The sequence below is a fragment of the Chamaesiphon sp. VAR_69_metabat_338 genome, assembly GCF_031423935.1.
GTDB lineage: Bacteria > Cyanobacteriota > Cyanobacteriia > Cyanobacteriales > Chamaesiphonaceae > Chamaesiphon.
Map to the genome: position 1 here is coordinate 1 of NZ_JANPGM010000606.1, position 9535 is coordinate 9535.

A 9535-nucleotide genomic window follows, 5' to 3' on the forward strand; every position below is an offset into this window, starting at 1 on the left:
GACGGAGCTGTAATACTTCACTGCGATCGTTAGTTATGGGTATATAAATTGGCTCTTCATCTCCATATAACCGATACCCCCGCAGCTTTTCGGGAATCCATTCGCCACGCGGATCGAATTGCCAATATTCAGTTACACCCAGACTTTGATACAAATGTTTTTTCTCAACATCATCTCTACTGCGCGTACCTGGAGAAGTCATTTCAAATATTACCGATGGTACTCGACCTTCTTCCCAAATCTTGTAATTGTCGCGTCCACCTGGTTCGACATCAAAAATCACCATGACATCGGGTGCAACTCTCAAGCGCGGAAAGCCCTGAGCGTAGTACAAAAATTGGTCGGCTAAAACTGTCGCCTGTTGACCTTTGAGATGCGCTAGCAACATCGCTAGAGTGGTCATAATGACGTAGAGATGGTCGTAAGATTCAGCCAAGGGTTCTCCGTCGGAACTAGGGTAAAAAATATCGGGATTGGGGATTTTGTTCGCGGTGGCGTCGATAACTACGGCGGTCATAAATTTCCTCTGAGGCTATCTCAAGTTGCTAGTTAATAGATGAGAATTAAAAAGATCCAGAATTTACACTACCTCAGCAATTGCATTCAAAACTCAATTTTAGCAAGTCTTTCGCAGCTATAACTGCTCGTCAATTAAGCCCATCAGTTTGCGTTTGCGTCCGTGGGTGAGAACTAATCGATCGCGATACTGTTGCCATTCGCCCTGTCGTCCCGATTCTAGATAGGCAGTTCGCGCTCTGGCGAGCCAGTTCACCGCCTCTTGATAAGCTTCTGCCTTACCGCGATTCATGATGTCTTCGGCTGGTGGAATTGCGGTGGCAATAACCCATTCCGGGCGAGATGACATGGCTGCATCCATCACCAATTGTGTGAGATTTCCTCTCGCATACCGATCGGCTACAGTTATGATGGCATCGTCGATCGCACTTTCAATCAAAAAGATCTGGACTTTGGCTTCGGCATGGCTCCAGTTGTCCATCGTGCGTAAATGTTGCAGCAGTTCGGGTTGTAAGGTCTGCCAAGCGTCTTCTGCCAGCAGTTTGACCTGTTGATAGCCGCGCATCGACGGACGCAGCCTAAAAGCCGTAATCCGCGCAGTGAGAGCGGTAGCTCGATCGTCCAAGCCCTGCGCCAATTCGCTTGTCCAATCGGCTAATTCATAGCGATGACGATCGAGTAACGGACTCTGATGGATGGTAAAAAACCGCTCCTCAGCAGGTGTTGTGGCAATGCGATCGGGCAAATCTAAGCCCGATCGCGCGATTATAAGTGCCTCAGCGAGCGCGTCCTGCTCTCTCAACACCTTGGCAACTGCCAGTGCTTGTCCGGCATCCTGGAGCCGATTGCTGGCTGCCATGACATCTGCAACGCGCCCCAATTGTGCCAGCATGACCAGATATTCTTCAACTAAACCCTCAGCGAGTGCGAGGTTTAAGTACGCTGGGTATCGTTCTTGGAGATTTAAGATTTCTAGCCGAATCCGCGCTAATTTATCGGCATAGCTCGGTCTTGTATCCTCCCATAGATCTTGGCTGCTTCCCTCAAGTACGGCAACTAGCTCTGGAGTGTCCCAGTCTTGCCGCAAAGCTGCGGCGCAGATCTCAAAGTCACTACCCAGACAATCTTGCCATGCTTCTAAATTAACTTGCAGATCGATCGCCTCTTCAGAATCTAATCCAGCCGTCAATACTGCCGCCGTCCAGATCGGATCGAGCAGCGCGACGAGAGCGTCGCCATCGGCACCATAATTAGCAACCTCATCCCAATCTTCGACGCAAGCTTGAGTAATTGCTTCTAAAATTACGACAGCACTATGACCGTCGCCGCGATCGATAAAAGCTTGCGCTCGATCTAAAATATCCGGTAAATCGGTTTCAAGCGGATTTTCTTCCTCGCCTTCTTCCCAATACCGCAAACAGTCGCGCAGCAACTGTTGAGTTTGGTAGCGATAGGGTTCGGGATCTACACTCGTCTGACGTTGGGGACGGGTTTCGGTTACTGTTGTAGAAACTAGCCGCACAATTGGATCGGAAATCTTGTTGACGAATCGATCGATCTGGCTCAATAAATCTGGTTCTTTAGCGACTAATTCTTGCATCAATGTCTGCGTTTGCACGTGGTTTAATCGATCTAATAACTCATTCAAAGATAGCCGTTGGTGGATGGTTTCCGGTTTGCGAATCGCACTCAGAGCCACCGCGACGATATGCTTACACCAACCTTCAAAACTATACTCGCAGTTGCATGCCGCCTCGGTCACGCCCCCAGCGTCAAATTGGATGGTGACATGGTATGGTTCGGGATTATTACCTTCGACTTCACCGCACAGACAGTTGCCCCGCTGACACAGATCGACGACCGCACCCTGTCGATCGTAGGCTTCGCCGCGCTGGTAAGATTTATCGGTAGCGTGGTAACGGAGGGTAGTTTCGTCGAGATTGGCGATCCGCATTGTGAGCTATTTGAGCGAGTAACCATATTGTAGAGAAATTAGTGACGTTCTTGTTATTCGATTTATTAGAATTTACAGCCCTAATTATCTCGATCGCGATCGAGTCTTTAGTTGTAAGTATTTGGGGGATATACTTCAAATTAGAATGGCGGTTGCTGGCGATCGTTGCTGCGATGAGTACTGCAATTACCCATCCAATTTTATGGCAAGCATGTAACCATGCTTTATTAACAAATAACGATATAGGATCGGCAATTCAAAATAATTATTTCATCTTATCGCTCGAAATCTGGGTCACAATTTTTGAGGGTTGGATTTATAAGCTGGTGATGAAATATTCGTGGCGATCGAGTCTCCTCATTGCTGGTACAGCTAATCTTAGTTCGTACCTATTCGGGATTTTTTATTGGTGGGCAATCGATCGACGAGCATAATCAGGAGCGGAATTTCGAGCCATGCATGAATACTTGCGACAACGCCATAAACAGCACGAGCGAGTACGAACGATTGCTGGAAATAGCCGAACAGGCAGATCGAGACTAGCCCTAGCAATAAGTAAAAATATTTGGGTGTGAGCCAAGGAATTAATGAATCAGTGCGGGATGGCGTCCACTGTGAAAATAAGCCGATGACGATCGCATAATGCAGACATTGTAGAAAAGCGACTGCTGAAAATAGGGGATAGGCGATCGGTAGTTGTTGCCAGGAAGGGGCGATAAAAGCACTTAAATAAGTTGAATTTGACTCTATGTTGACATGCCCGATCGATCCGAATTGATGAGTCAGAATTAGGCATGGCAATAATCCAAATAACAAGCCACAGATCCACATCGTCGGTTTAGTTTTGAATTGCTGACGTTCGAGGATAAAACCGATCGGTGTAAGATTATGGACGATCGCCAAGATAACTGAAGTTGCGATCGGATCTCGCACGATCCCGTACCCTAATAACCCAGCGATAAGCATCCCGATCGTCCCGCGCCGCCAATTATTAATCCACACCTGCTGCGTCGCTACTAAGACTAATCCTAAGCCACAACTAAGTTCGAGTAAATGAGCGAGATTGGGTGCGATCGTCCCAAAAATTCCGCACCAACGCAATAGCGCGATCGAGATTAATAATACGACTAAAATTAGCTCGATTTTAGGAGCCAGTCGGGCATGAAAACGACTATCGATATATCGCAATTCGATCGCGACATGGGCAATTCCAAAAGTGGCTAATGTGGTGGCATAAGTAGTCAATGGCATCGCAATCGCACTCCAGCCGCTCGCCAAAATAATGACAATACTCCAGATTGTAAAAGTTATTAACCGACAGTTTTTTGTTGGCGTTTCCACACGATCCATCCTAAAATTGCCATACCGATCGCGGGAAATAATAGTAGATTCAATACTGGCTTTGCTTCTGGTACGCGGATTAATGTTAAGCCTTGGGGAGAGATCGACTCAATCTCAAAACCAGCTTCAACCTTTCTACCTTCATTAATCATCGGCACCATATAAGGGCGACCGATCGTTGGCGTACCGACAATTAATGATTTTTGCAATTGCGGATTTTTGAGCGCAATCCCATTACCAATTTTTTGAAGATCGCTAGTTTTCACGCGATTTTTGGCGATCGCTTGAATAGTTAAGCTGGGGCGATAACCGTCAACTGGCTGACAGCGATTGGCCTGAATCTGAATGTATGCGCTAGGGCTAGCTGTTGGCGAATTCACCCGTGCGAATAATAAATAGTTAGGATACTTGTTTAAATTGGTAATTTTTACACAATACTGAAAGTTCCGAGTAGCACCAGCCGGTAGTGATACATCTGCTAATAGTAAGGAGTATTTTAAAAATGACATGTTTCAATTAAATGTGCTGACATCTGACAGGTTCGACCGGGGTGAATCGAGAGTATGTCTGAAAAGTCTAGTTTGTTAAGCGTAAACCCTAAAAATCCCCCCTAGCACCCCTTTTTAAGGTAACGTGTATATACAAGTTGGCTGGACTTCGTTTCTAGACCTGAATCCCCCAAACCCCCTTAACAAGGGGGCTAAGATCCGGTTCTTAGTCCCCCTTTTTAAGGGGGATTTAGGGGGATTTAGATCTACGATCGCATAAAATCTTTTCAGACACCCTTTGAGGTTAGCATCGCGATCTTTGGCGTAACTTACCGGATTAACCTAATCGAAATTGCCGCCACTAATACCGAGTACTCGAAATATCATTCGCTTACACCAATCGAGAGGATGAGGGATCGATAAATAGCGATCGTGACGACGATCGAGATGATAGCTATGGATAGGCGGTACATCCCAAATATCTACTGGCGGAGCACCGAAATAACCTTGATAAAGTTCGAGCGTATAATTATATCTTTCGCTCGATCCGCGATCGCCGGGATAATGATGGAGTCGTTTATTTAAAACCTCGCCACAAAAATCCTCCCAATACGAGTATGTATAGAGTATATGATAATGCCAAACGCGATCGATCGTGCTAGATGGTGCTACCATCCCCTCAGCCACCATTGCTAAAAATACAAACTTTTTGTATTCGCACATTGCTCGCAGAGTATAAATTTCACTCCAATGATATTCCCAAGCTAATTTAGCTGACATTGGATATGGCGAAGTGAGATCGTCTAATTGAAATTTACTAATTTTGGCATATAATTTGGCTTCGAGATCGGTCATTAACAGCCACCTCCACAAGATGGAGCTTCGGGAACTTTGGGAGTGGGATAAATTACTTGCAGTTCGAGATTGAGAAAGTCACTTAATTCTTTACCCAGCCACCACAGCTCTGCTTGAGAGAATTGAGCGGGAAAGGAATATTCAAAGCCTCCACAATACAGATACAGTTTTGGCGGAATAGTGATGTTATTACCCTGAATAAGTTTGCCATTTGTATCTACACACTTGTCGAATGTGTAGCCAGGATTGTATGCTAATATCTCAAATTGCGAGCGAGCATGTTCTGTTAATTTGACGGCTTTAGATTTTTCTCCACGACATCTAAGCTTGCAAATGTAGCGATCGTCAATTACTAGACGGTAATTTTTTTTACCAAGCAACATCTCTAGAATTTTGGGGTTACGTATTGATAGAAACAAAAATGATGTTCTCAAGCACAAAAATAATATTGGAGAGAAACAGAAAAATACGACCAGAACGGCAAATGGTACCTTGCTCGCAAACAATATCATAGCAAGAAAAAGACAAGCTACAAAGCCAATGCCCGAATAAGCATACAAACTTTCTAGATTATTTAATAGTTTGTATTCTGCCCAGGCAATTTCTAACTTATCACGATCGCGATACAATTGAATTTGAGTATCAGCAGGTTTTAATCGATCGAAATCTCCATAACTACCATCTTCAGAATTTAAGGCAACTCGCGCTATTTTTGCACTGTCAAACCGCTTGTCGAGGTGAGGTTGAGTCATTTTAGCCAGCCATCGATCGAACTTCTTGCTAATCTCGGCTGTAAACTTCACCCGTCCGTCAACTTGTGGTAATTCGGCAGGATGGGTGCCCGTCAGTAGATAAATTAACGTCATCCCCAAGCTATATAAATCCGAAGCCATTGTCGTTTGTCCGCCAAATTGTTCGAGCGGCATATAACCGTAGCTACCGACGATCGTACAGGTTCCTTCTTCCTTTCTAGCTGCCGTTTGTACCGAACCAAAATCGACGAGATAGACATCACCGATACGATTACCGGAGCGATTAGCCAGCAAAATATTACTGGGTTTAAGATCCCGATGAATGACAGGAGGATGCTGCTCGTGCAGATAAGTCAGAATAGCTAATAAGCGATCGGCTAATTCGAGAACTTCAGCTTCAGAAAATTTGCGTCCTTGGGCAATGAGATTTGCCAGCGAGGGTGCGTCGATATAAGATTGCACTAGCGCAAACCCGCGAGTATCGGCTTCGTCAACCTCAAAGTAATCGAGATATTTAGGAATTTCTGGGCAATCGAGATTTTTGAGCGTGGCGGCTTCGCGCTCGAATAATTTCAGATCGTCCCACTGGAAATCGCCATCGAAGCGCAAAATTTTGACGATTACGAAGGTTTGCGATGACAGATCTCGCGCTAAAAATGTCAATCGTCCGGCTTTTTGACTCAGTAACTCGCAAATTTGATAGCGAGCGGCTAAAGTAGTGTTTATTTCTATTGGCATTTTTCCGCTCTAGCCCCCGCCCAAAATATATATTTTTTAACTATCGGTCATTTATAGCAGTAAGTAAATATTGGGAAAGTGTAAGGAGGTGTAAGCTCACGATCGATGCTTGACATTACAGTTATTTTAGGTTAATTAAGAGTTAGGCTTCAATCCTAACTCCTGATTCGCGATCGACTTACTAAGTATGAATGATCTATGAGCTGGCAAACTTTTTTATCAGCCCTATGCCAACGTCAAGAATATGGACTCACATCCCTAGAAATAGAAGTATTGATGTGTATGGAGGACGGAAAATGTCCGACTAAAAATAGTCTATTAATCAGCTATAACGAGCGATCGTCGATCGAAGAGGAAGCTTTTACGCAAAGGCTCAAGCATATCTACAAGAAATTTCAAATTAATGGTGCAGGACATAAATTACCTCAGTTACATAAATATTTAACCGAACTTTATGTTCGCTATCAAAATAAAGATATTTTCTTTGCAAATATCGGTCTAAATTATATTTACCCGAATTTCCCCACAGCTAAATTTAGTCAAGCAATCGAGCTAGCGATCGCTGCAACCGATCTTCAGTGTAAACAAGTAGATATTCTCCAAACCTTTGCGCCCAATCTCAATGACTACAAGCAAGATTTTATTCGTTGTCTGCAAAACAATGTCCGAGTGAGAATACTGCTAGCATGGCCCTACTCAGAAGCAGCAAAACTGAGGGAAGATGTGTTGAGGCGATATGCAAATACTAGTATCGGTAATGAAATCGATATCGGCGATCGCACGACCGCGAATTTAGAGACATTAGAGCAGATAATCAGAGTTACAAGAGATCGGCAACTGCTCGATATTCGACTGTACGATACTCTACCATCGATGGCAATTTATCGAGCTGGGAACTATCTGCTGGCTGCGCCATTCCTACATGGTTCGCTGGCTGTTGATACTTTTCAACTCGAACTCCATCTTAATACTAGCGATCGGCTAATAACTCATACTTTATTAAATGATTTTGAATTAATGTGGCACGTTGCACGGCGATTTTATCCCGATCCCGATCGCAATTGGCGCAACGATCTCAAGATTCTATTTACTCATTAAATATGCTCATTGAAACCTTTGACAATTTCGAGATTTCACTCATCGAAAAATTCAAATTACATCCCCTATTCTGCCAACTAGCATCGCTAACTTGGGATGATTTTCTGGGCATTCTCATCCAACGCCGCTATCTATCACTATCGATCGTCAATATCTACGAATTAACAATCGACGCGATCGAATCTGACGATATTAAGCGGACTGTCAGAGGTATTCTCAATGAAGAATATCCCCGCAATACCAAAGGCGTGCCGCTACCTTCCCACCGCGAGTTATTATTTCAGGACTTAATCAATCTTGGTGCCGATCGCGATCTCATCTTAAAAACGCCCGAAACATCAGTTACGAAACTAGTGAGGGAGGAGAGTTATAACCTAATGATGAGTTGTTTAGATACCGAATATTGCCAAGCGGGATTGGTGACATTTCTGCGGTTTTGGGCAGAAGTATCGGTGTCGATCGAATATTCCTGTCTGTGGCAGCGACTTTCCGAACGTTTATCCGACGGTCGATCGAGCCATCGAGTCAGATCGGAATTCTACTATTTTCATCAGATCCACGACAGTCGTAACTCCGGTATCGGACAGAAAAGTATTTTAGGCGGTTTAACTCACGCTCAAGAATTAGCAATGCATCTCCCTCAGCTCATATCCTCAGCAGATGCGCTGCATTATTGCCTGCAAATTGAGGAAAAAGCTTATCAGCTCAAGTGTCAATTTTATGATGGATTTATCGATCGGCTTTAGGCTTTAGGCTGTTCGGGTATTCTCTAAGAGGATGTCTGAGAACCCAATTCTATTCAGCTTAAACCCTAGAAAATCCCCCCTAGCCCCCCTTGAAAAGGGGGGAACCAGAATCTTAGTTCCCCTTTTTAAGGGGGATTTCGCGGATGCAACCACGCGGAGGTTCCCTCCGCATGTGTTGCACCAAGCAGGGGGATTTACCCACTGTGAACGAAGCAATTAAACTTTTCAGACATCCTCTAAAAACCTTGCCAACAGTTTACAAAAATCATTTCACAATTGCTGATGAATGCGCGATCGGATTGTCGCGATTGACTGGTAGCTGTTTGCTGAAGATTGAGTTGTTGCAGAACGGGTGAGGTTGAAGCGATCGCGATCGTTGTCGGTGCAGATTGTCCGGGAATAGAGATTTCATAGGCACCGAGCGCGAGATCGGTAAATTCATAGCTGCCATCAGCCTTGGAGATCGTCTCTTGCCGATCGGTTTTGCCGCCAATCTGCGCTGCTGTCACCGCGATATTCGGGAGCGGCTTGCCGGTGGGATCGAGCGCAATCCCTTTCACCGCATAGATTGGCGTCAGGGGAATGGAGATCGTGGTATAACTACCCAACGCCACATTCACCCGCAGGGAGTCGATCGATTGCCCCATTGCATCGACAAGCTTACTCCGCCAACGAGCGGGCAGATTGGCGGCATTGAGATCGATCCGATAGCTCCCAGGTGCGGCACGAACTTCCACGCGATTGGCGAGTTGAGTCGTCTGACTGGCACTGAGAGCTTTTTTGTCCAGGCTAATTAATTGCGGGTGCCAGTAACCTTCCTCTCCTGGATCTTGTTTGCCATTGCCATTGCGATCGAAAAAGGGTTGGATCGCGATCCCGCCGCGAGTCCGCAACTCTTCTACCTTGGTACTAGTAGCATTGCCACCTTGCAGATCGAGCGTGGATTGCAATTCTAGTGAAAAACTCTCGCGATTGGTAAAAGCCGAAATGCCCTGATATTTGCCCAATAATTGCAATCCCGGCAATAAAGTAACCCCGATCCCCGCA

10 protein-coding genes are annotated in these 9535 nt (G+C 45.1%); 3 read left to right on the forward strand and 7 right to left on the reverse strand.

Annotation, left to right across the window (positions count from 1 at the left end; translation table 11 throughout):
* The coding region (locus RMO84_RS16665; RefSeq protein WP_310489558.1) for a Uma2 family endonuclease at positions 1-517 on the reverse strand (517 nt) is incomplete at its 3' end.
* Between the two features lie 117 nt (positions 518-634).
* Positions 635-2470 carry an SWIM zinc finger family protein gene (locus RMO84_RS16670; protein WP_310489559.1) on the reverse strand — a complete coding sequence of 612 codons (1836 nt, stop codon included), beginning with the start codon at positions 2468-2470 and terminating at the stop codon, positions 635-637.
* Between the two features lie 41 nt (positions 2471-2511).
* Between RMO84_RS16670 and RMO84_RS16675 the strand changes: the two genes are divergently transcribed.
* On the forward strand, positions 2512-2904 hold the full coding sequence (locus tag RMO84_RS16675; RefSeq protein WP_310489560.1) for a hypothetical protein: 393 nt from the start codon (positions 2512-2514) through the stop codon (positions 2902-2904).
* Here the strand turns inward: RMO84_RS16675 and RMO84_RS16680 are convergent.
* The 4 genes from RMO84_RS16680 to RMO84_RS16695 form a co-directional block, all read right to left on the reverse strand.
* Positions 2849-3811: a hypothetical protein gene (locus RMO84_RS16680; protein WP_310489561.1), complete on the reverse strand. Its 963-nt coding sequence runs from the start codon at positions 3809-3811 to the stop codon at positions 2849-2851. The two genes, RMO84_RS16675 and RMO84_RS16680, sit on opposite strands and share 56 nt — an antisense overlap.
* On the reverse strand, positions 3781-4320 hold the full coding sequence (locus RMO84_RS16685) for a hypothetical protein (protein ID WP_310489562.1): 540 nt from the start codon (positions 4318-4320) through the stop codon (positions 3781-3783). The genes RMO84_RS16680 and RMO84_RS16685 overlap by 31 nt, the downstream gene beginning before the upstream one ends.
* 321 nt (positions 4321-4641) lie before the next feature.
* Positions 4642-5154, reverse strand: a complete 513-nt coding sequence (locus tag RMO84_RS16690; RefSeq protein WP_310489563.1) for a hypothetical protein — start codon at positions 5152-5154, stop codon at positions 4642-4644.
* A complete protein-coding gene (locus tag RMO84_RS16695) occupies positions 5154-6644 on the reverse strand; it encodes a serine/threonine-protein kinase (protein ID WP_310489564.1) in 1491 nt (496 codons plus the stop codon). Before RMO84_RS16695 ends, RMO84_RS16690 begins: the two co-directional genes overlap by 1 nt.
* Before the next feature lie 198 nt (positions 6645-6842).
* Between RMO84_RS16695 and RMO84_RS16700 the strand changes: the two genes are divergently transcribed.
* Together RMO84_RS16700 and RMO84_RS16705 are read left to right on the forward strand one after the other, a co-directional pair.
* On the forward strand, positions 6843-7742 hold the full coding sequence (locus RMO84_RS16700) for a hypothetical protein (protein ID WP_310489565.1): 900 nt from the start codon (positions 6843-6845) through the stop codon (positions 7740-7742).
* 2 nt (positions 7743-7744) lie between these two features.
* Positions 7745-8488, forward strand: a complete 744-nt coding sequence (locus tag RMO84_RS16705) for a hypothetical protein (protein WP_310489566.1) — start codon at positions 7745-7747, stop codon at positions 8486-8488.
* A gap of 236 nt (positions 8489-8724) precedes the next feature.
* On the opposite strand, the gene RMO84_RS16710 is transcribed toward RMO84_RS16705, so the two are convergent.
* Positions 8725-9535, reverse strand: an 811-nt coding sequence (locus tag RMO84_RS16710) for a carboxypeptidase-like regulatory domain-containing protein (RefSeq protein ID WP_310489567.1), incomplete at its 5' end; no start/stop codon positions are given.

Bases quoted from the DNA above. Each gene is read 5' to 3' on its own strand.
- RMO84_RS16685 (WP_310489562.1), bottom strand. From the start codon at position 4,320: ATGTCATTTTTAAAATACTCCTTACTATTAGCAGATGTATCACTACCG.
- RMO84_RS16700 (WP_310489565.1), top strand. From the start codon at position 6,843: ATGAGCTGGCAAACTTTTTTATCAGCCCTATGCCAACGTCAAGAATAT.
- RMO84_RS16705 (WP_310489566.1), top strand. From the start codon at position 7,745: ATGCTCATTGAAACCTTTGACAATTTCGAGATTTCACTCATCGAAAAA.
- RMO84_RS16690 (WP_310489563.1), bottom strand. From the start codon at position 5,154: ATGACCGATCTCGAAGCCAAATTATATGCCAAAATTAGTAAATTTCAA.
- RMO84_RS16670 (WP_310489559.1), bottom strand. From the start codon at position 2,470: ATGCGGATCGCCAATCTCGACGAAACTACCCTCCGTTACCACGCTACC.
- RMO84_RS16695 (WP_310489564.1), bottom strand. From the start codon at position 6,644: ATGCCAATAGAAATAAACACTACTTTAGCCGCTCGCTATCAAATTTGC.